We start from the raw sequence: 26,639 nt of genomic DNA on the forward strand, positions 1-26,639 counted from the left end.
AGGGGAGAAACAAAATGAGGATTTTCGATATCTCAAGAAAGCTGGTCAATGGGATGCCCGTTTGGCCGGGGGATACCGCTTTTCAATACGAGGTCTCATGGCCAATGGAGGAAAGCGGCTCGGTTAATGTTGGCAGACTGGAATTAAGTACCCACACAGGCACACATGTCGACGCACCATTTCATTTTGATAACGACGGAAAAAGAATCTATGAGTTGGACCTTACTCTTTACATCGGCCCCGCAAGAGTTATTGATTTGCCGCAGGAAATTGAGAGCATCGGCATTGAGGAATTAAACGAATTTGACTTGGCCGGGGTCACAAGAGTTTTGTTTCGAACACGAGCTTGGAAAAACAGTACCGTCTTTCCAGAGAAAATTCCTCATATTGAACCAGACCTAGCTCCATTTTTAGCTAAGAAGGGCATCCGATTAATCGGACTAGATGTTCCTTCTGTTGACCCGATTGACAGCAAAGAGCTTCCTGCGCACCACAGTTTGAATGAAAACGGAATTCACATTTTAGAATCACTAATCCTAGATGAAATTGTCCCTGGAGATTACGAACTGATTGCCTTACCCCTTCCGCTAGTCGAAGGAGACGGCAGCCCCGTCCGCGCCATCCTCCGTCAGTTGTAGAGAAGGAGAAAAAAATGGGTGTCAGGCACTATTTTAAGGCACCATTTTACAAATAAAGTAAAATGGTGCCTGACACCCTTGTAAATTTACATGCAAAATAGCCCGCCGAGATAGGCGGCGGGCTAAAAAAGTGGGATAAATACCATTATATATTGCCGGTCATGCTCGTTTTCTTCTGTAAATTAGCCAATAGCTTCCGAAGCCGACAACTATCAATAAACCAACTGTACCTGGTACAACATAATCTTTAAAAGAGGGCTCTTCCGCGACGGTCTTTTTTGTTATCGAGGATGCATTGTTTATCCCCTTATCTGACTGTTCAGTTGCAAAAGCACTCGTCCCTATTAGAAAAAACAACAGCGAAGCGATAAGAGAAATCTTCTTAAACATATTTTCAACCCCGTTATATTGTTATCTTATTGTTGTTCATTTTATCACCAATCCCACAAGCTAATATCAATTTGACATTAATGTTCACAAATCTTTCGAAATTTCATTTGTCAAAATAATTACCAGCTTTTAGTGCTAACCCAGTAATTTCAACAGTTTGCGCTGCTTTTGCAAGGTTTGAAACTGAACGGGTTGACTTGATAAATTAGCATTACGAACATTTGCTTAACAAGTGCTGCTCATCATGGGCAGTTTTTTATAAAAACATACCTCAATTAAGAACAAAAACGTACATTTTAATGTAAAACTTTTATAAAATAAAATAGTGCACACTCTCACAGTCAGCCTTTATACATTCTAAAAGTTCTTTATTAAGCACGAATAATTGCTCGGAAGGATAGAAATAATGAATACTGATCATTTTAATGGAGGTTGAACGATGAGATTCTGTTTATTCCTGCTTATTGCCGGTGTGGTGGATGCGGTCATGTCCCATCTTGGGATTGTTTCAGGTTTTATAGAGGAAGGGAACCCGGTAATGCAGTTTTTCATTGCTAAAGGCTGGTCCTATTTCTATCTGATTAAAATCTTCTTACCGCTAACGCTGCTAGGCTTATTTTACCTTCGACCATTAAAAGGGTGGATTAGGACGCTTTTGATTTCTACCTGTGTCCTTTATTTCTCAGTCCTAGTGTATCATATGGTCTGGATTGTCCTCTATTTAAATACCTCATCATGAGCCACCAATCTTTCGTTGATAACTAGACACTCCGCGGTTATTAAGTTAGTATCAATAAGATATAAATATACAAATAATAAGTAAAATGACTATACATAAAGGAGTACATTATGTTAGATAATTTAAAGCCTTTCTTACAGGAAGCATGGCAAAAGGCAGGATTCGAGCAGCCTACTTCGATTCAAGCAGCTGCAGTCCCGATGATTCTTGAAGGAAAAGACATGATTGCCGAGTCACCGACAGGGACCGGAAAGACGCTCGCTTATTTACTTCCATTGTTAAATTCGATCGATGCCAATCTGCCATCCTTACAAGCAGTGGTCCTCGCCTCCTCGCAAGAGCTAATCATGCAGGTGTATCAAGAATTTCAAAAATGGTCAGAGGGAAGCGGCATCAGAGGCACTTCCATTATTGGCGGCGCCAACGTCAAACGGCAGTTGGAAAAATTAAAAAAACGTCCCCAAGTTATTTTCGCGACACCGGGCAGGCTCCTTGAGTTAATCAAACAGAAAAAAGTAAAAATGCATGAAGTAAAAATGATTGTTTTGGATGAGGGAGACCAGCTTCTAATCTCTGAACACCTTAACACGGTCCAAAGCATCGTTAAATCTACGATGAGTGACCGCCAAGTAGTGTTATTCTCGGCAACGATGAAACCCGGGATTGAACAGCAGGCAATCGCGATCACAAAGTCTCCAGAGATTATCCGGATTGAAAAGGATGAGGCAGCCTCTTCCGGAGACGTAGAACATATCTATTTTCTGTGTGAACCAAGGGATAAAATCAAGCTCTTAGAAAAAATTACTCGTCTAGACGATAGTAAATCGCTTGCGTTTATTAATGACATTGGTGAAATCGAAGTGTTTAAAGAAAAGTTTCGCTTTAAAGAGCTTTCAACCGGAATTCTCCATAGCGACATGAAAAAGCTCGAGCGCCAAGCTGCGTTAAAGGCTTTCCGGGATGGAAAAATGAACATGCTTATTGCTACAGATGTCGCGGCCAGAGGTCTTGATATTCAAGGGGTCACCCATGTGGTCCAAATTGACCTTCCGAAGGATATTTCGCAATATGTTCACCGTGCCGGCAGAACAGGACGGATGGGGGCAGATGGAATTGTCATCTCGCTTGTGACCGAAAGGGAAGAAAGAGAACTGAAGCTCTATTGCCGCGAGCTAAAGGTCCCGCTCCATAAAAGAGTTTTTTATCAAGGGAAAATTGTTGAAGAAGGACAAAGAAATCAAAAGCTTAGAAGATAAAGGCAGTGGGGGATCCCACTGTTTTTTTTGTATGTAAAAGGGGCGGCGCGGAGCTATAAATCTAGATTGTGAAACGCCCTATAAAAAAAGAGGATTTCCGCCGCTCATCTTGAATAGTAAAAAAGAGAAATGGAGGGGAAACAATGGAAAATCCAAAATTAAAAAAATGGCTTGATGAGTGGCTTGAGGAAGCCACAATCAGCCAGCTTCAAGAAAAAATGGAGCGTGGTGAACTTACCGCGAAAGAACTGGTCCTAATGTATCTACATAGAATTTCCGTTTACGACAGCGGTCTTCATTCCGTTCTGGAAGTGAATCCTGACGCCTTGCATATTGCTGAAGCACTTGATGTTGAACGGAAAGAATCAGGACCACGAAGCCGGCTCCACGGGATTCCAATTTTAATAAAAGATAATATTGATACCCATGATAAAATGCATACAAGTGCCGGATCCCTTGCCTTAAAGGATTCAATTTCGCTCCAGGATTCTTTTGTAGCCGAGCAATTACGCAATGTTGGAGCTGTTATTCTCGGAAAAACAAATATGACCGAGTGGGCAAATTTCATGGCCATTGGAATGAAAAGCGGCTATAGTTCACGCGGCGGTCAGGTATTAAATCCGTATGGACCTGGTGCGTTTGATGTCGGCGGCTCAAGCTCAGGATCGGGCGCTGCGATTGCGGCAAACTTTGCCGCTGCCGCAGTTGGAACGGAAACATCCGGATCGATTTTAAATCCATCCTGCCAGAATTCGTTAGTTGGAATCAAGCCAACAGTGGGCCTTATTAGTAGACGAGGTATCATTCCTATCGCCCATACTCAGGATACTGCAGGGCCGATGGCTAGAACCGTTGAAGATGCCGCGCTCCTTTTGAATGCACTATGTGGAAAAGACGGGCGCGACCCTATCACCAATACAAATCCGTTCAATGGATTCGACTTTACTGAATTTCTTTTGAAAGATGGTCTTAAAGGAAAACGAATCGGTATCGCTGCGGAAGGATTTATCGAGCTTTTAAGTAAGGAAAAGCAAACAGTGGTGGCTGCGGCATTGGAAATGTTGAAAACTTCAGGTGCTGAAATTATCGAAAACATTGAAATTCCTTCTGCTAAAGCAGCTTGGAAATATGATGTGCTATCGTATGAATTTAAACCAGACTTAAATGCCTATTTGAGTCAATTGCACCCGTCCATACCTGTAAGAACATTAGCGGACCTAATTGAGTTTAATAATAAGGATGAAGAAAAAATGCTAAAGTACGGGCAGGCCGTGCTCCTTAGATCAGAAAAGACGAGCGGAACATTAACCGAAGCTGCCTATGTGGAAGCATTGGAATTTGACCTCTATCATGCAACCGAGCAAGGGATTGATTTTGCTTTAGAAAAATATAATCTGGATGTGATTGTTTTTCCAAGTGACGAAGGCTCGCATATCAGTGCTAAAGCAGGCTATCCCACGGTAGCTGTCCCTGCAGGTTACACGGCGGCAGGGGAGCCGGTTGGCATTACCTTTGCTGGAACGGCTTTCAGTGAACCACTGTTAATTCAAACTGCCTATGCGTTTGAGCAAATGACAGCCTTTCGTAAGGCACCCGTCCTCGAATAGGTTTGCCTGTTTTCATCCATACTATCAAATGAATTTCTTAGGAAAGGAGATGGTAGCTGTGGGAAGAACGAAACTAGGCAATGCCAATGCCCAGCGGAACAACAACACGAAAAAGCCAATGAAAACAAGCTCAGAGCTGGTCGAATTTACAACTGGGGAAGATTTAAAACGAAACCGGCCAAACAGTAAATAACAACGAAACGCCTCCTGCGATACGGGAGGCGTTGTTTTTGTGTTATATCCATATATACCAATGGCAGCCCTACTCTTCGGAAAACAATGGCAGCGGTTTTTTGGTTGGACCTTCGATGACATCGCCAGAATAGGCATACCGTGAACCGTGGCATGGGCAATCCCACGTTTTTTCAGCTCGATTCCATTCACATTCACAGCCAAGATGCTGACAAGTGGTGTCGACAACATATAGTTTACCATTTTCATCCTTGTATGCACCCGCTCTTTTTCCGTTAAACATGACAACTGATCCTTCACCAACCTGTAAATCCTCCGGATGCTTGTCCGTATACTCAAGCTTGCCTTTAATGAGATGCTTAGCGACATCGGCATTGGTTGTTACCACGCTTTTTAAATCCGGGTCAGCCTGGAATCGCGATGGTGAATAGAGCTCCTTGTAGGGGTTATCCCGGTCGATGACATAATCGGTCAATAAGTGTCCGGCGAGGATGCCAGTGGTCATGCCCCACTTTTTATAGCCCGTTGCCACCAATATTTGCTCACGCTCTGCTGTGATTGGACCAATATAGGGAAGTTTATCAAGGGTAACTAAATCCTGCGCCGACCAGCGGTAATCGTATTCCTTAATGCCAAAAACATCTTCCGCAAAGTCTTCGAGTGCTTCATAATGCTTCATTGTATCAATGCCTTGTCCCGTTTTGTGATTTTCTCCGCCAATGATAATCAACTTTTCTCCGTCAATCGGTGTATAGCGAATCGAACGTGTCGGGCTATCAGCGCTGATATACATGCCTCCAGGATAGTCTTTATCCGTTTTTATTCCGATTGCGTAGGACCTATCCGCGTGCATCCTTGCAAAATAAAGGCCAGGTAAATCGTAAAATGGAAAGTGTGAGGCGATAATCACATGATTACAGGTGACTTTATGACCAGATTTGGTAACCACTTTTGGCTGGTTCTTATCGTCCTCAATGTCGGAAGCAACAGTATTTTCAAATACTGTGCAGCCGCTCTTAACAGCCTCATCCAAAAGAAATTTCAAAAATTTAAGGGGATGAAACTGACCCTGTTTCCGCATAAGCAAGGCCGCTTTAACTGGGATAGGAAAGGGAATGGTATCCTTTAAGGCACCATCGATTCCAAGTGTTTTATAGGCTTCCCATTCCGTTTTAAGCTTTTCAGCATATTCCTCGGTCGTTGCATACATATAGGCATCTTCATTGCTGAAATCACAATCTATTCCCTTTTCCTTCACATTACTTTCAACGAATTGGATGGCATTCATATGGGATTCGAAGTAGAGGCGGGCCTTTTCTTCACCAAAATGTTGGATAAATTCATCGTAAACTAGGCCATGCTGCGCTGTTACTTTTGCCGTTGTATGTCCGGTAGTCCCATTTAAAACACTGCCTGCATCAAGTAAGGCAACCTTCTTTCCTTCCTTTGAAAGTAAATAAGCGGCTGTAATACCAGTTATTCCGGCGCCAACAATTGCTACATCGACAGATAAATCTTCATTTAATTTCCGAAAAGCAGGTAAATCGATTTCACGCCAATAAGTTTTTGGGAATTGTGGGATTTTTTCAGAAGAACTCATACATAACTCCTCCAGCTTTATAATGAACTCGTGTTTAATTTTTCCTAAAGTGAGAAAATCATGTAAAAAAGGTAAAAATAAAAAAGGATGGACCCTGATTCTTCAAGGTTCATCCTTAATCTGTTAGAAAAAAATCATTCTTCCTCATCACTGTCTATTTTATCGATTCGAACGGCATCTTCTGAATTAAGAGCTCTGCCTAAAAAATGAAAGATCATTCCGCCCACTAAACCAAGGCAAAGGATAAAACCAATGGTCGTAGTCAACCATATAGCAGTCATTCCAGTTCCCCCTTCTTCCTGCTTAAGCTCTTCTAAAGATATATGCAGTGAGGGGAAGTATCTTGCTTTATTATCGGGTTTTGTCAATCTTTTTTCTTTAGTTCCGAATAATAATCCACCTTTTTAATATTGACGCCGACAAAGGTTTCAATGATCGACTGACCGCCGGCGATTGAAAAAATTAAAATAACCACGAAAGTAACCCTCGGGAAAAGTAAATAGGCACCTCCTAGTAAAACGGCACTCCAAACACCGGCACACCAATAACATTTCAAGAGATAACCAAACATCGATGTCGGGACTTCCTTTGTTTCAGTGCCAGTATCCGTTTCTACTTTGACTTTTTTCACAAATGGCTTACGGATAAATTCGGTTATTTTATCAAAAACAATTAAATGGGTTAAACGGTAGCTTGCTAAAATTAACATAATATAGGTCATCCATGAAATATCGCTCACATTTTGCTCCTCCGAAAGCTCGCTAATGGCAAGCTAAATATATTTTTCAGTTCCTTGTATATTTTGAGCCTGAAATCAAAAATATATATTCGGAGGAGGCGAAAAAATGAAAAAATCTTTTTGGCTTTGTTTTCTGTTTTTACTATCTCTTTTCTGTATTCCAAGCGTCTCGTTGGCCCAGCAAATATACACGGTTCAGCCGGGGGACTCACTTTGGAAAATTGCCGTCAGGTACCAGGTTGGGATAACGGAGATTATTCAAGCAAACCCGCAATTTAAAAATCCTAATTTGATCTATCCGGGTCAAAAGGTAAACATCCCTGATTTAGGCGGTGTAAAATCTATTGAAAGTCAGGTCATCCAGTTAACCAACCAGGAACGTGCGAAGAATGGTCTAAAGCCATTAACAGCTGATTGGGAACTCTCACGGGTGGCCCGCTATAAGGCAATGGATATGCGCGACAAAAATTATTTTAGTCATACGAGCCCTACCTATGGCAGTCCCTTTGATATGATGAAGAACTTTGGGATTACCTATCGTTCAGCAGCTGAAAATATTGCCGCCGGGCAAACGACAGCAGCATCTGTTGTTCAAGCGTGGATGAATAGTTCCGGTCATCGCGCCAATATTTTAAGTTCCCAGTCTACCCGTATCGGCGTCGGCTATGCAAAAGGCGGCTCCCAAAGATACTACTGGGTACAGATGTTTATCTCAAAATGAAGTGACAAAGGGTCAGTTTCCATTAGGAGGCTGACCCTTTCTACGTCTCTAGACCGATATAAAAATCAAGCTCTAGCGCAATTATGAAAAGCATTGGAAAAAGGTAAGATGAAATCAAGAAATGAAAGGAGTGAATGACAAAATGAAAAAATTTGGTTTACTGGTAGCGGGCGGGATAGCTGCTCTCATCTTGCTTTCAACAATTGGTCCGATGGTGGGGTTAGCCGTAAGCGTGGTGCTTCTATACTTCATCTTCAAGCAATTTTTAAAGACTGAATCAACTGGTGCAAAGATTGGTCTTGGCTTCATCGGCTTCATCGTCCTGATTGCCTCTATACACAATGCACCAGCCATTATTGGTGTCGCAGCAGCATACGTGCTTTACCTCGTTTATAAAAAATGGAACGAGAACAAGCACAAGCACACGAAGATCAAAGAAGACTCTGACCCATTTGCCAATTTTGAAAAACAATGGAATGAAATCAAAAATTATTAAGCTTAAAGGAGAGAATAACCATGACAAACTTATTTACGAGAATTAAAAACACCATTACTGCCGATTTACACGAGGCACTTGATCAAAAAGAAAAACAAAATCCAATTGTCTTGCTCAATCAATATCTTCGCCAATGTGAGCAGGAAACAGAAAAGGTTAGAAAGCTGTTGGAACGTCAATATACGTTAAAGGATGAGTTCACAAGAGAATATCACCAGGCAGCTGAGTTAGCAGAAAAAAGAAAATACCAAGCGGAAATTGCTTCGAAAGCAGGGGAAACAGAGCTTTATCAATTTGCTGCTGCTGAGCATCAGCAATATGCAGACCGCGCACAGCGTCTCAGTGCTTCACTTGAACAGGTCAAAGGCCAGCTTGGCGATTTAGAAAGAAAATATGAAGAAATGAAGCACAAGCTAAAGGATATGAATCTTCGCCGAATGGAATTAATGGGCCGAGAAAATGTAACACGCGCCAACGTTCGCATCAACCAGGTGCTTGATTCCAATACGTACTCGGATAAATCTTACTCGAAGTTTAAAGACATTGAAAACTATTTGGACCGCTTAGAGCATCAAGTGAACAGTTCCTTTTACCGGAATACAATCGATGCAAGAATTGCTCAACTAGAAAAAGAAGCAAAATTAGAAGAAAGCAAGTCCATTTAATTGTAAATATGGTATTCTAAAAAGGCGTAGAGTCTCTGCGCCTTTTACCTATATAAAAAAACGGATTCGCAAATAAAACGGCTCAATTCGCAAATAAAACCGTCATTTCCGCAACTAAGAAAAAAGGGAGGGTGCTCCAATGTTTAAAAATGCAAAAAATGATTATATTGGATGGCTGTTCTTAATCGGCATTGTTATCCTGCTATTGGAGATTTTATTTTTCAACAGCGGACTTATATTCTCCCTTTTCATTTCTGGCGGGATGATCTATCTTGGCCGAAAAAAGGCAGGTAAGAAGCTCGGGAAAATCCTTTTCTTCGGTGGAATTATCTTTTTTATTATTAGTATTTTAAATATGATGACATTTAAGTTTTTATTGTTAGCGATTTTACTGCATTTTTTTATTCAATTTTTAAATTCTAAAAAGAATCCTAAGAAAATCACCCCAGATATCATAAAAGATGAACCTGCTCAACAAGAGGAAACAATGATTCAATCAAAGCCGCTGTTTGAAAATATCTTTTTTGGGCAGCAAAAAACTCCTTTTGGTGTTTATGAGTGGAATGATGTAAACATCCAGACCGGCATTGGCGATACAACGATCGATCTTAGTTACACAATGCTTCCGAAAGGAGAAACGGTTATATTTATTCGCAATTTCATTGGAAATATTCAAATCCTTGTACCATATGAAATTGATGTTAGTATTCACCATTCATGTGTGGCAGGGTCGGCGACGGTATTCGGAAATCATCACTCGAAAATTTTTAATCAAGTTTTTCAGCTGAAAACACCGGGCTATGAAAAATCTGAGCATAAAGTAAAAATAGTTACCACGCTCGTTGTCGGGAATTTAGAGGTGAGCCGGATATGAGTACAACCCAGCGCCAAATTGTCTGGAATGTCGGCTTCTCCTTCCTTATCGCCATCATTGTCGGGGCTGTTTGCTTTTTTGTGTTCCCGATAGGATGGTCCGAATTATGGGATCGCCATTTTATGGATATTCCAATTGTTATTTTTGTTCCTGCCTTTAGTATTGCCGTTGGGATTCTGCTAGGCGGAGCTTCAGGTCTTTTTTGGCGAAAGCAGTTTCTTGCGATTGAACACTCCTTGCACCAATTGGAGGAAGGCAGACAGACGGAGGAGAAAGGGAAGCCTGCAATCACGGAAATGCAATCCATTGCTGAGCGGATTGAGAAAATCGGCAAACAAATGACAGAACAGGCTAAGCTTTCGCAGCGATTAGCAACCGAAAAAGTAGAAGACCAGGAAGCAAGGATTCAGGAGATCATTGAACAGGAACGGAACCGTCTAGCCCGTGAATTACATGACTCCGTCAGCCAGCAGCTGTTTGCCGCATCGATGATGATGTCGGCGATTAATGAGACAAAGCCACTTTCAGAAACTGACCGGGAAGCGAAGCAATTGAAACTTGTTGAAGAAATGATTCACCAATCACAGCTCGAGATGCGTGCACTGCTTTTACACCTGCGTCCAGTAGCCTTAAAGAATAAAACGCTTCAAGAAGGAATTGAAGAGCTGTTAATCGAATTATCTCAAAAGGTAACAATGGATATTAACTGGAAAGTGGAGGCTTTTCCGTTAGACAAAGGTGTAGAGGATCATCTTTTCCGCATCCTTCAAGAATCTGTATCAAACACCCTTAGGCATTCGAAAGCGAACAAGCTCGAGGTCCTGATGATTAAACGGGATGACCTTGTCATCTTAAGGATTGTTGATGACGGAATTGGTTTTGAAGTAAACGAAATGAAAGCAGGGTCCTACGGAATGCAAAACATGCATGAGCGAGCAGTTGAGGTCGGCGGCACGTTAAAGGTGATAAGTGTGAAAAATAAAGGAACAAGGCTGGAAGTGAAGGTTCCGGTGATGATTAATGGAGGTGGTGTGAATGATTAGGGTCGTATTTGTTGATGATCATGAAATGGTGCGAATTGGTGTTTCCTCTTATTTATCGGCGCAGCCGGACATTGAAGTCGTAGGGGAAGCGGACGATGGAAAAAAAGGGGTGGAACTTGCGCTCGAACTCCGCCCAGATATCATCTTAATGGATTTAGTGATGAAAGAAATGGACGGGATTGAAGCGACAAGACAAATTATTGAACAGTGGCCTGAAGCAAAGGTGATAATCGTTACAAGTTTCCTAGATGATGAAAAGGTCTACCCGGCACTTGAAGCCGGGGCAACCAGCTATATGCTGAAGACCTCGAAGGCTGGAGAAATTGCCAATGCCGTCAGGGCAACCTATCATGGGCAATCGGTACTTGAACCGGAAGTAACTGGGAAAATGATGGTGAAAATGCGCCAAAAGAACACACACCTGCCACACGAAGACCTCACCAGCCGTGAACTAGAAATATTACTGCTAATGGCAGAAGGCAAAGCCAATCAGGACATTGCTGATGAATTATTTATCGCCCTGAAGACCGTCAAAACCCATGTTAGCAATATTTTAAGCAAATTAAGCGTCCAAGACCGCACCCAAGCCGTCATCTATGCGTTTAAACATTCATTAATAAAATAAACCCGAAACCAAGGCTATCTCGTAATAGCCTTTTTTTTTCGCTCATATTTTGTGGAGCACTATTACTTTTTTTGATATTTTGGATATCCCATCCCCCTTTTACATAATCAAAAATAAAAAAACAATTGAAAATACTTCTCATTTGCTGTTATTATTGGTAATGAAAATGATTATCATTATTAACGAAATTGGGGGAACGAATTACATATGAAATTATTAAAAGTATCAGGAATATTATTGCTATCTAGCAGTCTTCTATTTGGGTGTGCAACTACGGACAAAGCTACATCCACTGATAAGGTGAAAGAAACAAAGAATGCGGCATCAGAAGCTCTAAAAGGGGTAACTGATGAATACCGAAAGTATGCCATAGGGGAAATTGAAGAATTTGTTATGGCAACGGAAGCATTTACAACCGCTGTTAAAAACGGGGAATTAGCTAAAGCAAAGGAACTTTACGGACCGGCGCGGATGTATTATGAACGCGCTGAACCGATTGCTGAAGTGTTTGGCGACCTGGATCCAAAAATCGATGCACGTGAGGGCGATGTCCCTGAGGCTGAATGGACCGGATATCACCGAATTGAAAAAGGATTATGGCTGGAAAACACTACAAAAGGCTATGAACAATACGCAGAGCAGCTAATGAAGGATGTGAACCTGCTCCGCGCTAAGGTAGAAACCGTCGAAGTCACACCAGACATATTAATTACAGGTGCGGTTGATCTCTTAAATGAGGTGTCAACCTCAAAGGTAACAGGGGAAGAGGACCGATATTCCCATACCGATATATATGACTTTGCTGCGAATGTACAAGGCGCAGAAAAGATTTATCAGCTTCTCAATCCGGCATTAAAGAAAAAAGATAAAGAACTTTCGAACGAAATTCAGACACGTTTTGATGAGGTCTATCGTTTACTAAACCAGCAAAAAATTGGTGATGGCTATAAGCTTTATACCGAATTGACAGAAGCACAAGTGAAAGAATTAAGCCAAGCCGTTGATGCTCTTGCCGAACCGCTTTCACAAATAGGAATTGTTACGGAGGCGTCTTAATTGACAATGAATACGAACAGCAAAGAGGAAGCTGTACTCCATCAGGCAAAGATTTCGCGAAGAAATATGCTTAAAACAGCTGGTGTGGGTGGTGTTGGCGTTCTCCTCGGTGCAACAGGACTGGGTGGCTTGCTTACGATAACAGAAGGGAAAGCAAACAGCACCGGTAAAAAGGAAATCATCCCTTTTTACGGTAATCACCAAGGCGGGATAACCACGGAAACGCAAAACCATGTATATTTTGTTTCCTTAGATGTAACGACATCGAAAAAAGAAGAGGTAGTAAAGCTTTTCAAGGATTGGACCATCGCGGCAGCATTATTGTCTGAGGGGAAGCCAGTCGGGGATCTTTCCAGCAATGAATTTCTCCCGCCCAAGGATACTGGGGAAGCAGAAGGTTTATCAGCTTCAAATTTAACCATCACCTTTGGAGTTGGACCAAGTCTATTTGTGAGAGACAATCAGGACCGATTTGGATTAAAACAAAAGCAGCCCAAAGAATTAGTCGATCTCCCTAAATTCCCGCTAGATGCGTTGGAAGAGGCATGGACTGGCGGCGACCTTTGTATCCAAGCTTGTGCTGATGATTTGCAGGTGGCCTTCCACGCTGTGAGGAATTTGATTCGGATTGCACGGGGTAAAGCGATATTACGCTGGGCACAGACGGGCTTTCAACGCACGAAACAAGCTGACCCGGGCCAAGAAACACCGAGGAATTTATTTGGTTTCAAGGACGGGACGGTCAATCCAGATGTAAAAAGCGAAAAGCAGTTGAATGAACATGTATGGGTCCAACCTGGAGATGGACCGAATTGGCTTGTAAACGGCAGTTATCTCGTTGTCCGCCGTATTCAAATGTTTATAGAAGTGTGGGACCGGACCACATTAAAAGAGCAGGAAAAGACGTTTGGACGCTATCGTGACAACGGAGCACCGCTTGGACAAAAAGATGAATTTGAATCACTAAACTTGAAGCAGAAGAATGATCAGGGAGAATTTAACATACCGGTTGATTCACACACAAGGCTATCACATGGGGATGGGTCACAGCGAATTCTTCGTCGGGCGTACTCCTACTCGGATGGTATGGATGCTAAGACAGGGAGCTTTGATGCAGGTCTGCTATTCTTATGTTTCCAGCGTCAACCAAGTAAACAATTTATCCCCATCCAAGAACGTTTAGCAACAATGGATAAATTGAACGAATATATTTCCCACCGTGGCAGTGCTATTTTTGCTTGTTTGCCTGGAGTCAAACAGGGCGGTTATCTAGGGGAAACACTTTTCAACTAATGGTTTCCTTTGTGAGGAGAGAGAGTAATGCAACGATGTAGGACGATTTGGAATTCTGCACTTTTATTAATAATCCTTTTTGTATCTTTTCAAACAATCCATCCGGTCGCAGCGGCTGAAAATCATGACGAGCTATTTGTGCTAATTGGCGATAGCTTAATGAAAGTGAAGGATGGGGATTATACAGCTGTTACAAAAAATATGGAACTGTTTGCAAATGAATGGGAAGCAATGAAGCGTGCTGACAGCAAACAGGCAAAAAAGGTAGACCAAGAGCTAAAGAAGGTTCAAAGATTACTAGCTGATAGTAAGGAAGAAACAAAGACCCTGTCAGAAAGCCTCTCATCTTTATCAAGTGCTGTAGTTCTGTATGATCAAGAACAAAATCCTAAGGATAAGGTAAAAGGAAAAGAACAAGTAAAACAATTGCTGCCACTGATAAACAATCTTAAAAGCGCCATCATCGATGAGAATGTTACTGGGATAACAGCAAAGTATCAAGCGATATTAAACCAGTGGACTGCTTCAGAAAAAGCTGTCCATGATGAGAGTATTGCCTCCTACGGGAACATTGAAAAAAACATGGCTCTTATTCGAATTGCCATCACACAGGAACCTGCCGATTGGAAAAAGGCGGAAACGAATATAGTCCAATTGACAAGTGAAGTTGAAACCTACTTAGCTGGAAATGGGTCGAAACAGCTTGAGGGAAATTATACGCTTTCAGACCTTTCCACGTTATTCACGAAAGCGGAAAAACAGATTGCACAAAATGATTACAAAGGTGCAAGCGCCAATTTAAATGAAACCCTGACCATTTGGCCGATGGTGGAGGGCGACGTTCAGACAAGGAATGCTAAATTATACAGTGATATAGAAACGAAAATTCCTACCGCGATAAGTCTGTTAAATTCAAAAGTGGTGAATGCCGAAAAGGCCTCCGAAATCGTTAGGGAATTAAACACACGGATAGCTCCATTACTGAGCAAAACGAATTATTCGATTTGGGATGCTGCTCTGATTTTATTACGTGAAGGTTTAGAGGCTTTATTAATTGTGGCAACATTATTGGCCTTTTTGAAAAAGATGGATCAATCCTCAAAACAAAAGTGGATTTGGTCCGGTGTTGCCGCTGGAATTTTCGCTAGTGCGATTCTGGCGATTATTATCAACATTGTTTTTTCACAAATTATTGCGGCTTCAAGCCGGGAATATATTGAGGGACTAACCGGTGTTGTCGCAGTTGTGATGATGCTGACAATCGGGGCTTGGCTTCATAATAAGTCGAGTATCGGTCAGTGGAATAAGTATATTAATCAGCAAATGCAGCAAGCCATTGCAAAAGGAAGCCTTATTTCGTTTACATTTATTAGTTTTCTTTCGGTATTCCGTGAAGGGGCAGAAACGATTATTTTCTATGCCGGCATTACTCCATATATAGGTATAGCACAGCTTGTCACTGGAATCATTCTCGCGGTTGTCATTTTAGCAGTCAGCGGCTTCGCGATTATTAAATACAGTGTAAAAATTCCGATTCGCTTATTTTTTAAAGCGGCAACCATTCTCATTTACTTTTTAGCCTTTAAAATTCTTGGCATCAGTATTCATGCCTTGCAGGTTTCCAAGGTGGTTTCGACGACAACGGTTGAAAAACTGCCATTTATTGATTGGCTGGGACTTTACCCAACTTGGGAAACTACTGGAACACAACTGCTTTTATTGGCCGTGATTGTGGTCATGACCTACTTGGTTAAAAAAAATGACGGTAAACAACTCATTAGCACAAATGTTTAAAAAGGGCATATTAATTGCCCTTTTTTGTATTGTAGAAAAAATTCCCTACTAATCAAAGTACTTGTCTCATAAGTTTATAGAAGTGAGATAGGAAAGAGGGAATTTGAAAGTGGCTATTTATTACAGAGGGATATTTTTTTTAGCGGCGTCTGCTTTCTTAGGTGAAGGCATTGAAGTCCTGGTGAATATGATTCTTGCCCGGGAGTTGGGTTCACATGGGTTAGGGCTGTATATGTCGATTCTGCCTACCATCTTTTTGATTGTCCTGCTATCGAGCTTTGAACTGCAGGTGTCGATTTCCAAATTCGTTGCCGAACGGGAGGAACGTTTCCATCGAAATATTCTTTATCACGCGCTAACGATTACCATCATCTTTACCAGTATTCTCTTTTTAGTGGCTGCGGCGATACTGCCGTTTATTCCGGTATTTAATACCTATCACCCCTATGTCAGATGGCTTGTGATGATTCTCATCCCCGTCATTTCGTTCACTTCGGTTGCCAGAGGCTATTTCATGGGCATGCAGCAGATGGGAAAAATCGCCGTCTCTAATTTTCTAAGGAAAATCATTCAACTCGGAGGTTTGTTTGTTCTGTTTCGCTTCTTTGCCTTTGACCCAGAAGCAGCATTGCTGGTCGCCATTGGCACACTGATCGGCAGTGAAATTATTGTGTTTCTTTATTTAATCTACCTTTTTATTGCACAATTTCAACAGCTAAAACGGCAGCCTTTTTCCAATTTAAACAGGAAAGTGGTTCGGAAAAATTTAATGGCGGTATCGATTCCAACAACAGGTTTGCGTTTGTTTTCGGCCTTTACTGGAGCGATTCAGCCCTTCATCATTAAGGCGGCATTGGTACGCTCGGGTATGACCGATATATTGGCTACAGAGCAATTCGGCATGCTGATGGGGGTGGCCATGTCCATTGGGTTCTTCCCGGCTTTTATTGCCCATTCGTTATTGATTGTTCTCATACCGGCTGTGTCGAAGACTCATTCTCAAAAGGATTATTCAACCTTGCAAAAAATGCTTCAGCAGGTGATGAAACTCACGGTAGTATACGGAGTCGCAGCTGTGACCCTTTTCTATTTTTTTGCTCCAGAATTAACGTCCTTGTTTTTTAAATCGGCAACCCCTGCTGTTTTTCTGCAATTGCTATGGCCGTTTTTCTTATTTCATTTCTTTATTATGCCTCTGCAGGCCTTCATGATTGGTCTCGACATGATAAAAGAGGCATTTATTCATATCGTTTGGTCGACTGTCATTTCCTTTGCGCTTATTCTCTGGCTTGGTTCATCATCGGACTGGAGAATGAATGGGGTTATTATTGGGATGAATACAGGGTCTGTTTTATTAGCGCTGATGCATTATTTAACAATTTGTAAGAAGATTGGTGTTTCGATATTTATGAAAGGATTGGTTCAAAAGGCAGCGAATCGATAAAAATTTTCCCATCATGTGTAGGGGTAAGCAAGGTCCTTTCCGTCTAATAGAATGAACAACATTTTACAGAAGGAAAGGTAGGATGAAAATGCTTGAAGGATTTACACAATCTTTTGAAGAATTAGTAAAGGAACATGGGAAAGCCATTTTTAAATATATTTTTTCGTTAGTAAAACATAAAGAACTTGCGGAGGATCTTTATCAGGAGGTTTTACTCTCTGCCTATTTGGCTTACCCCTCCATTAAGGAGAAAAGTAAATATAAAAGCTGGCTTTTTACCATCGCAATTAATAAGTGCCGTGATTATTGGCGGAAAGAAAATAAGTCAAAACATTTTTGGAGGGAAGAAGTATATTCCTATTCCGCTGCATTCGAACCTGCATTTATTCCGGAAGAGGAAGTCTTACATAAATTTTCAGCGGAACAAATGGCTGAAAAGATCAACCTATTGCCCGAAATTTACCGCAATCCTATCTATCTTTATTACTATCAAGATCTATCTTTAGTAGAGATAGCTAGGAAAAGCAATCTGCCCATGTCGACTGTAAAAACAAGAATGAAAAGGGCGAAAGACCGGCTGCGGCCGAAAATGCTGTCACTTGCTTAATGGCTTCCAAAATATTCTTTGAAGAGGGGAAGGTTCACGATGAATGGAAATGTTACAAAAAAGATTCCTGTGCAACTAAAGCAATTTATTTCTAATCAATATTATGAAAGCTATTCTCCCATTGATCATGCGGTCTGGCGGTTTGTAATGAAGCAAAACCATTATTTTTTAAAGGGAATCGCCCATCCTTATTATGTAAATGGGTTAAAGGATTCGGGTATCAAAACGGAATCAATTCCAAAGGTAGCTGACATGAATACGAGTCTGGAAAAAGTCGGCTGGGGGGCTGTGACAATCGATGGGTTAATTCCCGGCTCCGCTTTTTATGGCTTTTTAGCAAATGGCATCCTACCGATTGCGACAGAAATACGAAAGATAGAAAACATTGCCTACACACCGGCACCGGATATGATTCATGAAGCAGCAGGTCACGCTCCGATTTTATTAGATGAATCCTACAGTAAATTTGTGAAAAAAATTGGCGAAATGGGTTCCAAAGCGATTTCAAGTAAGGAAAAGCTGGAAGTATTTAAAGCGGTTCGTCATTTAACAATTGTCGCTGAGGATCCTCATTCGACCGAAGAGCGGGTGAAAGAGGCAGAACGTCAGGTGGCAGTAGCACGCGCAAAGGTAAAGGGTTTATCTGAAGCCGATCAAGTGTCACGGCTGTTTTGGTGGACAGTTGAATACGGCTTAATTGGCGAGCTCATTGATCCAAAAATTTACGGGGCAGGTTTGCTTTCATCGGTAGGCGAGAGCCAAAGCTGTTTAGCGGAGGATGTCCGAAAAATCCCATTTACCGTAGAAGAATGCGTGAGGACCCCATATGATGTCACCAAACCACAGCCACAGTTATTTGTTTGTAAAAACTTTGATGAGCTAGTTTCGGCTATCGATCAATTTGCCGCCACCATGGCATTTCGCAAAGGAGGAACGGAAAGTCTGGAGAAAGCACTGCAGTCCGATAGTGTCGCAACGATTTGTTTTTCTTCTGGCTTACAGGTAACCGGTACGTTAGCGACGATTTTGAAGGACGATGAAGGGGAAGCTGTTTATTTGCGGACAAAAGGACCGACCGCATTATCAGTCGAGAATAAGCAATTGCCGGGGCACGGTACAGAAACCCATCAAAAGGGCTTTGGAACGCCGATTGGCCGCTTAGAAACTGGTATCGTGCTTGAAGATTGCACGAAGGAACAATTACGAGAGTTAGGAATTAACGAAGGAAAGGCAGCTTTGCTTCATTTTGAAAGCGGTGTCATTGTTAAGGGCACAGTCACTGGCATTTTGTCCGGCTCAGCGAAGCCAATCTTAATCTCATTTAAGGATTGTACCGTGACCTATAAGGATCAAGTTCTTTTTGAGCCAGCTTGGGGTACGTTTGATATGGCTGTTGGTGCCGGCATTCCATCTGTATTCGCAGGCGCTTCAGATCCAGACGCTTATTATGAGTTCGAGCCTGCTGAAGAAATTGAAGACAGGGCGGTTCAGAGAAGTTGGAATGAATTAGAGAAGTTGTATGAAGAAGTACGCAACATACGTGAGGGATCGAATTGGAATGAACAAAGTGTATCCCAGGTTAATAGAATTTTAGCCGTCCTCGAGGAAAAATATCAACGCGAATGGCTATTGCGGCTGGAACTGCTAGAAATTTATCAACAGCACAATCCAAGTCATCCTACTATTACCCAGCTAGTAGAAAGGCTGCAAAACACCGACTGGGATCCTTCAGTCCAACAAATGATTCAGCGCGGATTAACCTTATTTTATTATTAAAAATAAAAGGAGCTTGGGAAATGTCCAAGCTCCTTTTAATAATTAATCTCTGCTATTAAGAATCCCAAATATACGCAGGATGCTGATGAATAGATTAATAAAATCTAAATATAAGTTTAAAGCCATTAATGGAACATCTTCAGCTCTAACTCCATAGTGTTTCATCCGGCTAAAATCGAAGAGAACATAGCCGCTAAAAACTAATACACCGATAAAGGAGTATGCAAGCATGGCTGTAGATCCTAGTGGAGAGAAAAAGTTGAAAATCCCAATCGCCACCATAGCAAGCAGGGCTGCAAGCAGGAATCCACTTAAAAATGAGAAATTATGCTTTGATTTTGTTGCGTAAATGGCAATACCCGAAAAGACAACTGTCGTACTGGCAAAGGCCATGGCAACTATATTGGCACCTGCCGTAGCTGAGTAATAAGCTACAATCGGATACAAGGTAATCCCTGAGATAAACGTGAAAATGTAAAGGAATGAATAGGACATTGCTTTTTTACGTCTAAAGAAAAAAGCAGTTAATAGCATGACAAATTCTAGGATAGCTAACGGCATAAATAAACCTTCAGGTACCTTCGTGCCTATCATTGTGCCCAAGAAGGCAATCGCAAGGGATAGAGCAAACGTCCGTAAAACAGAAGGTAAAAATTGAGTCGATGTTGTTTGTGAATACAATTTACTCACCTCAAAAATATTTTCTTATATAAGTTATACGAAGAAGTGGTCAAGATGTTTCATTTTTTCTTAAAATATCTCCTTCTTTTAATAAATCGCGAATCTCGGCTAAAAGCTCTTCACTACGATCCACTTTTGCATCGGATTGAGCAGGTTCCTCTTTCTTCTTAAAACGATTAAGAAACTTCACAAAAAGGAAAATGGAGAAAGAAATAATTAAGAAATCAACAACCGTTTGGATAAATTGGCCGTATTTTAATTTCCCATAGGCTAGATCACTAAAATCTACGACCCCGATGATCATTCCAACCAACGGCATAATAACATCGGCGACAAGGGAAGAAACGATTTTGCCAAATGCGCCGCCAATAACAACCCCGACCGCTAAATCGATGACATTGCCTTTCATGGCAAATTGTTTAAATTCATTCCACAAGAAGGAATCCCCCCAAAATTGTTCTTATTTTCTTAAAAGTATATTGTAGCTTTAACCGAGATAAAAATACAAGCGCTATGTTTTTCCAACAATAGAAAAAAGAGCAGAATTCCTGCTCTTTTATTAGGCTGTAAACTGAAACGACCATTTGCACTGCTCTTAATGAGACTGCGAACTAAAACGCCCAATTACCTGCTCTAAATACGGGTTCAATCTTTCCATCAGCGGTAATTCCGTCGATGTTCATATCCGCTGATCCAATCATGAAATCAACATGGGTGAGACTTTCGTTAAGACCATTCTTCTCCAATTCTTCAGCTGACATTGTCTTGCCGCCCTCAATACAGAAGGCATAGGCGCTTCCGATTGCTAAATGGTTAGAGGCGTTTTCATCAAACAAGGTATTGAAGAAAAGAACGTTGGACTGTGAAATAGGTGAGTCGAAAGGAACAAGCGCTACCTCACCAAGATAATGTGAGCCTTCATCTGTGTCCACCAGACGCTTCAAAATCTCTTCGCCTTCCTCTGCTTTTACGCCAACAATTTTTCCATTTTCAAAGGTAATTGAAAAGCGGTCAATAATATTGCCGCCATAACTTAACGGTTTTGTACTTGCCACCGTACCGTTTACACCTGTTTTCAATGGCACAGTGAAGACTTCCTCAGTCGGCATGTTGGCCATAAACTCAAAACCTTTTTCATTCACACTGCCGGCTCCAACCCAAAGATGTTTTTCCGGAAGCTCAATCGTTAAGTCGGTACCAGGGGCTGTATAATGAAGCTTCTGATAGCGTTTTTCATTTAAATAGTGAACCTTTGCATGAAGGGTTTCATCGTGTTTTCTCCATGCCTCAACTGGATTATCAACGTCGACACGAGTAGCTTTGATAATCGCATCCCAAAGCTTGCTTACTTGGGTTTCAGCAGGTTCATCCGGGAATACCTTAGCAGCCCATGCCGGTGAAGCTGCGGCAATAACGGTCCAGCTGACTTTATCTGACATCGTTGCTTTTCGGTATTTTTTTAACGCCGTGCCAGCCGCTTTATTGAAGTTTGAAATACGTTCAGGATTGACGCCTTTTAATAAATCAGGACTCGAAGATACGACTGACATAAAGGCGGCCCCATTGTCAGCAAGCTCTTCCATTTCTTTGGCACGCCAAACTGGGTACTCTTGGAAGGCCTCATCTGGTGCTAAATCATATTTTGTTCTTGTAACCGTATCGTCGTTCCAGTTGACAACGACATTCTGCGCCCCTGTTTCATAGGCTTTTTTTACAATTAAACGGACAAATTCTGCAGCATCGATGGAGGCATTGATGGCTAACGTTTGACCTGGCTGAACATTAACGCCTACCTTTACGGCCAGCTCAGCATATTTTTCAAGGTTTTTTTGAAATTCACTCATATGTATAATCTCCTTTTTCAGAATCTTCCTATATTGTAGCGTTTTTAATTGGAAAAAGAAACAGGGAGCTAATGTCTTAAAAGAGATAAAAAAAAGTAAAGATTTTCATCTCTACCGTAGCTTACTTCCATATACTTTTATATTAAAATAAACACCTGCTGAAAATAGAACTAAAAATGTAATAATGCCTGACAATGAAGTTGGAGTCATGAACTGTGATAATTCCATTAATTCCACCGTCCTTATAATAGAAACCTTTACAAGGTAATTATAATATTAAAAGGGGTAAATGTGAATAAATTAGTACAATTTTTTGACAATTTTCAAATTGACCTGAAAAATATCTTTAAAGAAAAATAAAAAAGCACTTTGAGTGCTTTTTTACATTTGCGTTCCTACTTTTTGTTTTTCAAATGAATAAAACATTACCCAATATAATCCCGCACTGACCAGAGCAAGAACGGTGAGGACGAAAAATGTCCAGCCATAGCCAATCCAAACCGTCATTGGGATGGAAAGTGGGGCAATTGTGCGCCCCAGTGTATAGCGCAAGCTTGCGGCTGCAAAATATTGTCCCCTCATATGTTCAGGAGCAAGCCTAGAAACGAAGCTTTGCTGCAGCCCTGCCCCCATTAATTCAGCAAACGTGAATACCGCCATCGCGATTATTAACCCCCAAATCCAATGCGTTTGACTGAAAATGACAATTGAAATCGCGTAGACGACCGAGGAGAGAACAAACACGTTTCTTTCATAATATTTTCCCATCCACTTCGTTACAAAAACAGTAAATAGGGCAACAAGGAAGCCATTTTCAGCAAGGACAATTCCAAATGCCTGCTCACCCTTTAGCGTGAACGACCAATTCCCAATGGAAAAGAGGGTTTGATTTTTTACAAAATCCTTAATATAAACTGGAATTAATAAGTCCAATTGCATAAATGTCTGTCCTGCTAAAACCCCCGCTAGGATAAACAACAGGAAGGTTTTATCCTTAATAATGAGCCCATAATCTCGCAGCTGGTTTACTAAGAAGTAATACCACCTTCCGCCGTTGGAAACTGTAGCTGTTTTTTGAATGGGTGCGGTTTCCCGCGTCCATTTCGCCAGGATTAGACCCAGTAATATGCACACTGCACCTGCTACCAGCAACAGCTGAAAGCGATAGTGAACATAAAAAATCGCCCCTAGTATTGGTCCGACTACCACCGCAATATTGATAGATGTATAAAAAATGGCAAACACATTGCTTCGTTCCTTTTCGGGCACAACATCGGCTACCATTGCTTGGCTCGCAGGCCAGTAAAAAGAACCGAACACACCGGCAAATGCAAACGAAACAAAGCCCATCCAAGGGGATTGAAGCCATGGTGAACTGGCGATGGCAAAGGCTAAGAAGGAAAGTCCTTGCCCGATGGAAGAAAGAACCATCATCCGTTTTCGCCCAAAACGATCGGCACAATATCCGCCCATCAGGTTAGCAATCACGGAAAAAACCTGTGAAAAAACTAATAACAACCCTGCTTTATTTTTACCGAACTCTTCCGCAAAATAAATCGTTAAGAACGGAAAAAACATCCAAAAGGTAATATTCATCATCGCTTCCCCAAACAAGCGAACCTTTAAATTTGAATCCCAATCCCTTATCCTCATGTAAAAAATCTCCGTTTCTCTATTTTCATGCTTTTTTATCATACTATCCTAATGGAAAAAAAAACAAGGAAAAAAGCAGACTCACCTTATTTTAAAGGGTTCACTTATCGGTTGGGGGATCAGGCTATGCACCCGAGCTGATAAATAGACGGAAAAATTCCGCTTAATGAGTAATTATTATAAAAAAGAGCTTAAATAGACGGAGAGATTCCGCCTATTGACTTGAAAAATTCAAAAAGGGGGGATTTTGCTTGACATAATCGGAAAATCTCCCCTTATTTACCCCGAAACGAGCTCCATTCAGCATTAAACCGGAAAATCTCCGCTTATTTTACTTTTGCTGGTTACTCGATTAAGGACAAGACATCTTATTTAAAAGTGAGTGAGTTTTATCTCAAAAATCCAAGAGAAACTCATTTTGATATGGGAAAATACTTTGTATTCTTTCAACCTATTTGATATAACAAGAACATAAGTTCGTGATAAAAAGCAAAACAGAAGAAAAAAGCAAAGCTGAAGGCTACGGCCAGATGTATTAGCGGGACCTGTGGTAGCCCACGTAAAGACAATGGGACTTTTTAGCCTATTCTTTCGAAAACACTTGCTTTAGCTATGGGGATATTCATGCTATATTATAGTTCAATGGTTTACTGAAAGGATGTTTAAATACAGTGAAAAAAAGTGTAGTTATAGCCGAAAAACCTTCTGTCGCTCGAGATATAGCACGAGTATTGAATTGTAATAAAAAAGGAAATGGCTATCTTGAAGGCGATAAATATATCGTTACGTGGGCACTTGGCCACCTAGTCACGCTTGCTGACCCAGAAAGTTACGATGCGAAATATAAAACATGGAATTTAGAAGATCTCCCTATGCTGCCTGAGCGTTTGAAATTGACCGTCATTAAGCAGACTGGAAAACAGTTTAATACTGTTAAAAGTCAACTGACTAGAAATGATGTCAATGAAATAATCGTGGCTACAGATGCAGGGAGAGAAGGAGAATTAGTTGCACGTTGGATTATTGATAAAGTAAAAGTCAATAAACCGATTAAACGTCTATGGATCTCATCTGTTACAGATAAAGCTATTAAAGAAGGCTTTGCAAACTTGAAGCCGGGAAAAGCCTATGACAATTTATATGCATCAGCTGTCGCCCGTTCGGAAGCTGACTGGTATATCGGTCTTAATGCAACACGTGCATTAACTACCAGGTTCAATGCACAATTAAACTGTGGTCGTGTACAAACACCTACTGTTGCAATCATTGCAGCCCGTGAGGACGAAATTAGAAACTTCAAAGCACAAACTTATTACGGCATCGAAGCCCAAACAGCAGACCAATTAAAGCTGACTTGGCAAGATGCAAAAGGCAACAGCCGCAGCTTTGACAAAGAGAAACTTGATGCAGTTGTAAAAAAACTTGGCAAGCAAAATGCCAAGGTAACGGAAATTGAAAAAAAGCCGAAGAAGAATTTTTCTCCAGGTCTATATGACTTAACAGAACTACAACGCGATGCGAATAAAATCTTTGGGTACTCCGCTAAGGAAACATTAAATATTATGCAAAAGTTGTACGAGCAGCATAAAGTTTTAACGTATCCCCGGACAGACTCACGGTTTATCTCATCCGATATTGTTCCAACTATACCAGAGCGTCTGAAGGCATGTGGAATTGGTGAATACCGCTTATTAACAAGCAAAATCTTAAAAAAGCCAATTAAGGCATCTAAAGCTTTTGTTGATGACAGCAAGGTATCCGATCACCATGCGATTATTCCGACTGAAGGCTACGTGAACGTTTCAGCGTTTACAGATAAAGAACGGAAAATTTATGACTTGGTTGTAAAACGCTTCTTAGCGGTATTATTCCCCGCATTTGAGTACGAACAATTAACGCTTCGAGCGAGAATCGGTGAGGAAAACTTCGTTGCTAGAGGCAAAACTATTTTATCGCTTGGTTGGAAAGAAGTTTACAATAATCGACTTGACGAAGACGATGAAGGTGATGATCTGAAAGAACAGATTTTACCTCGGATTGAAAAAGGCGATACCTTAAATGTAAAACTAATCGCTCAAACTTCAGGTCAAACGAAGCCGCCTGCCCGCTTTAATGAGGCGACATTACTGTCGGCAATGGAAAATCCAACGAAGTATATGGATACGAAAAATAAACAATTGGCAGACACCTTAAAATCCACGGGTGGGCTTGGTACTGTTGCTACACGCGCGGATATTATTGATAAGCTATTCAATTCATTCCTAATCGAAAAACGAGGCAAAGACATTCATATTACTTCAAAGGGTCGTCAATTGCTGGACTTAGTTCCTGAGGAGCTTAAATCACCGACATTGACAGCCGAGTGGGAACAAAAGCTTGATCAAATTGCACATGGTAAGTTGAAAAAAGAAGTGTTTATTAGCGAAATGAAAAACTACACGAAAGAAATTGTTGCTGAAATTAAAGCAAGCAATAAAAAGTATAAGCACGACAACATCTCTACAAAGAATTGTCCAGACTGTGGAAAACCTATGCTTGAAGTAAACGGAAAAAAGGGTAAAATGCTTGTGTGCCAAGACCGTGAATGTGGACATCGCAAAAATGTTTCTCGAGTCACAAATGCGCGATGCCCGCAATGCCATAAAAAATTGGAGCTTCGCGGCGAAGGGGAAGGACAAATTTTTGTTTGTAAATGCGGGTATAGAGAGAAACTATCTACTTTCGAAGCGCGCCGTAAAAAAGAATCTGCTGGTAAAGTGGATAAACGAACGGTGCAAAAGTATCTGAAAAACCAAAACAAGGAAGAAGAACCAATAAACACAGCTTTAGCAGATGCTTTAAAGAAGTTGAATCTAAAGTAGGGATATTTGGAAACTAAAAAGTTCTTAAAAATTATTGTGAAAAAG

26 protein-coding genes are annotated in these 26,639 nt (G+C 41.2%); 18 read left to right on the forward strand and 8 right to left on the reverse strand.

What is annotated here, in order from left to right:
• Positions 1-14: 14 nt before the first annotated feature.
• Positions 15-638, forward strand: coding sequence for an arylformamidase (gene kynB / locus ACFVSW_RS15095; protein WP_387317487.1), 624 nt, complete (start codon positions 15-17; stop codon positions 636-638).
• Between the two features lie 159 nt (positions 639-797).
• On the opposite strand, the gene ACFVSW_RS15100 is transcribed toward kynB, so the two are convergent.
• A complete protein-coding gene (locus ACFVSW_RS15100) occupies positions 798-1,028 on the reverse strand; it encodes a hypothetical protein (protein ID WP_387317489.1) in 231 nt (76 codons plus the stop codon).
• A 439-nt stretch (positions 1,029-1,467) separates the two neighbouring features.
• Between ACFVSW_RS15100 and ACFVSW_RS15105 the strand changes: the two genes are divergently transcribed.
• The 4 genes from ACFVSW_RS15105 (at position 1,468) to ACFVSW_RS15120 (ending at position 4,823) form a co-directional block, all read left to right on the forward strand.
• On the forward strand, positions 1,468-1,767 hold the full coding sequence (locus tag ACFVSW_RS15105) for a DUF5658 family protein (protein WP_387317491.1): 300 nt from the start codon (positions 1,468-1,470) through the stop codon (positions 1,765-1,767).
• 110 nt (positions 1,768-1,877) lie between these two features.
• Complete coding sequence (locus ACFVSW_RS15110) at positions 1,878-3,023, forward strand: DEAD/DEAH box helicase (protein WP_387317493.1); 1,146 nt, start codon at positions 1,878-1,880, stop codon at positions 3,021-3,023.
• Positions 3,024-3,166: 143 nt separating this feature from the next.
• Positions 3,167-4,630 carry an amidase family protein gene (locus ACFVSW_RS15115; RefSeq protein WP_387317495.1) on the forward strand — a complete coding sequence of 488 codons (1,464 nt, stop codon included), beginning with the start codon at positions 3,167-3,169 and terminating at the stop codon, positions 4,628-4,630.
• Positions 4,631-4,688: 58 nt separating this feature from the next.
• Positions 4,689-4,823 carry a hypothetical protein gene (locus ACFVSW_RS15120; protein WP_268874914.1) on the forward strand — a complete coding sequence of 45 codons (135 nt, stop codon included), beginning with the start codon at positions 4,689-4,691 and terminating at the stop codon, positions 4,821-4,823.
• 69 nt (positions 4,824-4,892) lie between these two features.
• Here ACFVSW_RS15120 and ACFVSW_RS15125 read toward each other — a convergent pair whose 3' ends face one another.
• The 3 genes from ACFVSW_RS15125 to ACFVSW_RS15135 all read right to left on the reverse strand — a co-directional run bounded on the left by ACFVSW_RS15125 (position 4,893) and on the right by ACFVSW_RS15135 (position 7,161).
• On the reverse strand, positions 4,893-6,422 hold the full coding sequence (locus ACFVSW_RS15125; RefSeq protein ID WP_387317496.1) for an FAD-dependent oxidoreductase: 1,530 nt from the start codon (positions 6,420-6,422) through the stop codon (positions 4,893-4,895).
• 134 nt (positions 6,423-6,556) lie between these two features.
• Complete coding sequence (locus ACFVSW_RS15130) at positions 6,557-6,703, reverse strand: hypothetical protein (protein WP_387317498.1); 147 nt, start codon at positions 6,701-6,703, stop codon at positions 6,557-6,559.
• Between the two features lie 83 nt (positions 6,704-6,786).
• Positions 6,787-7,161 carry a DUF1360 domain-containing protein gene (locus ACFVSW_RS15135; RefSeq protein WP_387317500.1) on the reverse strand — a complete coding sequence of 125 codons (375 nt, stop codon included), beginning with the start codon at positions 7,159-7,161 and terminating at the stop codon, positions 6,787-6,789.
• A gap of 106 nt (positions 7,162-7,267) precedes the next feature.
• Here ACFVSW_RS15135 and safA point away from each other — a divergent pair, with 106 nt between their 5' ends.
• The 12 genes from safA (at position 7,268) to ACFVSW_RS15195 (ending at position 19,555) form a co-directional block, all read left to right on the forward strand.
• Positions 7,268-7,882 (forward strand): SafA/ExsA family spore coat assembly protein, encoded by a 615-nt coding sequence (gene safA, locus ACFVSW_RS15140; RefSeq protein WP_387317501.1) that lies wholly within the window; start codon positions 7,268-7,270, stop codon positions 7,880-7,882.
• 142 nt (positions 7,883-8,024) lie between these two features.
• The gene (locus ACFVSW_RS15145) at positions 8,025-8,378 is read left to right on the forward strand and encodes a lmo0954 family membrane protein (protein WP_387317502.1); all 354 of its coding nucleotides are present in this window, start codon (positions 8,025-8,027) and stop codon (positions 8,376-8,378) included.
• Positions 8,379-8,398: 20 nt separating this feature from the next.
• The gene (locus tag ACFVSW_RS15150) at positions 8,399-9,043 is read left to right on the forward strand and encodes a PspA/IM30 family protein (protein WP_387317503.1); all 645 of its coding nucleotides are present in this window, start codon (positions 8,399-8,401) and stop codon (positions 9,041-9,043) included.
• A 139-nt stretch (positions 9,044-9,182) separates the two neighbouring features.
• Positions 9,183-9,917: a cell wall-active antibiotics response protein LiaF gene (gene liaF, locus ACFVSW_RS15155; RefSeq protein ID WP_387317504.1), complete on the forward strand. Its 735-nt coding sequence runs from the start codon at positions 9,183-9,185 to the stop codon at positions 9,915-9,917.
• Complete coding sequence (locus ACFVSW_RS15160; protein ID WP_387317505.1) at positions 9,914-10,960, forward strand: sensor histidine kinase; 1,047 nt, start codon at positions 9,914-9,916, stop codon at positions 10,958-10,960. Before liaF ends, ACFVSW_RS15160 begins: the two co-directional genes overlap by 4 nt.
• On the forward strand, positions 10,953-11,585 hold the full coding sequence (locus ACFVSW_RS15165) for a response regulator transcription factor (protein ID WP_387317506.1): 633 nt from the start codon (positions 10,953-10,955) through the stop codon (positions 11,583-11,585). Before ACFVSW_RS15160 ends, ACFVSW_RS15165 begins: the two co-directional genes overlap by 8 nt.
• A 207-nt stretch (positions 11,586-11,792) precedes the next feature.
• Positions 11,793-12,641, forward strand: a complete 849-nt coding sequence (efeO, locus tag ACFVSW_RS15170; RefSeq protein WP_387317507.1) for an iron uptake system protein EfeO — start codon at positions 11,793-11,795, stop codon at positions 12,639-12,641.
• Positions 12,642-12,647: 6 nt separating this feature from the next.
• Positions 12,648-13,934, forward strand: coding sequence for an iron uptake transporter deferrochelatase/peroxidase subunit (efeB, locus tag ACFVSW_RS15175; protein ID WP_387317628.1), 1,287 nt, complete (start codon positions 12,648-12,650; stop codon positions 13,932-13,934).
• Positions 13,935-13,961: 27 nt separating this feature from the next.
• Complete coding sequence (locus ACFVSW_RS15180; protein WP_387317508.1) at positions 13,962-15,728, forward strand: FTR1 family iron permease; 1,767 nt, start codon at positions 13,962-13,964, stop codon at positions 15,726-15,728.
• Positions 15,729-15,837: 109 nt separating this feature from the next.
• Positions 15,838-17,172, forward strand: coding sequence for a polysaccharide biosynthesis protein (locus tag ACFVSW_RS15185; protein ID WP_387317509.1), 1,335 nt, complete (start codon positions 15,838-15,840; stop codon positions 17,170-17,172).
• An 82-nt stretch (positions 17,173-17,254) separates the two neighbouring features.
• Positions 17,255-17,779, forward strand: a complete 525-nt coding sequence (locus ACFVSW_RS15190; RefSeq protein WP_387317510.1) for an RNA polymerase sigma factor — start codon at positions 17,255-17,257, stop codon at positions 17,777-17,779.
• 39 nt (positions 17,780-17,818) lie between these two features.
• Positions 17,819-19,555 (forward strand): aromatic amino acid hydroxylase, encoded by a 1,737-nt coding sequence (locus tag ACFVSW_RS15195; protein WP_387317511.1) that lies wholly within the window; start codon positions 17,819-17,821, stop codon positions 19,553-19,555.
• A 42-nt stretch (positions 19,556-19,597) separates the two neighbouring features.
• Here the strand turns inward: ACFVSW_RS15195 and ACFVSW_RS15200 are convergent, their stop codons facing one another.
• The 4 genes from ACFVSW_RS15200 to ACFVSW_RS15215 form a co-directional block, all read right to left on the reverse strand.
• Positions 19,598-20,236, reverse strand: coding sequence for a Bax inhibitor-1/YccA family protein (locus ACFVSW_RS15200; RefSeq protein WP_387317512.1), 639 nt, complete (start codon positions 20,234-20,236; stop codon positions 19,598-19,600).
• A gap of 49 nt (positions 20,237-20,285) precedes the next feature.
• Positions 20,286-20,672 (reverse strand): large-conductance mechanosensitive channel protein MscL, encoded by a 387-nt coding sequence (gene mscL, locus ACFVSW_RS15205; RefSeq protein ID WP_387317513.1) that lies wholly within the window; start codon positions 20,670-20,672, stop codon positions 20,286-20,288.
• A 175-nt stretch (positions 20,673-20,847) separates the two neighbouring features.
• The gene (locus ACFVSW_RS15210) at positions 20,848-22,080 is read right to left on the reverse strand and encodes an aminopeptidase (RefSeq protein ID WP_387317514.1); all 1,233 of its coding nucleotides are present in this window, start codon (positions 22,078-22,080) and stop codon (positions 20,848-20,850) included.
• A 381-nt stretch (positions 22,081-22,461) separates the two neighbouring features.
• A complete protein-coding gene (locus ACFVSW_RS15215; protein ID WP_387317515.1) occupies positions 22,462-23,733 on the reverse strand; it encodes an MDR family MFS transporter in 1,272 nt (423 codons plus the stop codon).
• A gap of 671 nt (positions 23,734-24,404) precedes the next feature.
• Between ACFVSW_RS15215 and ACFVSW_RS15220 the strand changes: the two genes are divergently transcribed.
• Positions 24,405-26,594, forward strand: a complete 2,190-nt coding sequence (locus ACFVSW_RS15220) for a DNA topoisomerase III (protein WP_387317516.1) — start codon at positions 24,405-24,407, stop codon at positions 26,592-26,594.
• Positions 26,595-26,639: the final 45 nt, after the last annotated feature.

The organism is Neobacillus sp. NPDC058068 (assembly GCF_042885335.1).
Classification (GTDB): domain Bacteria; phylum Bacillota; class Bacilli; order Bacillales; family Cytobacillaceae; genus Neobacillus.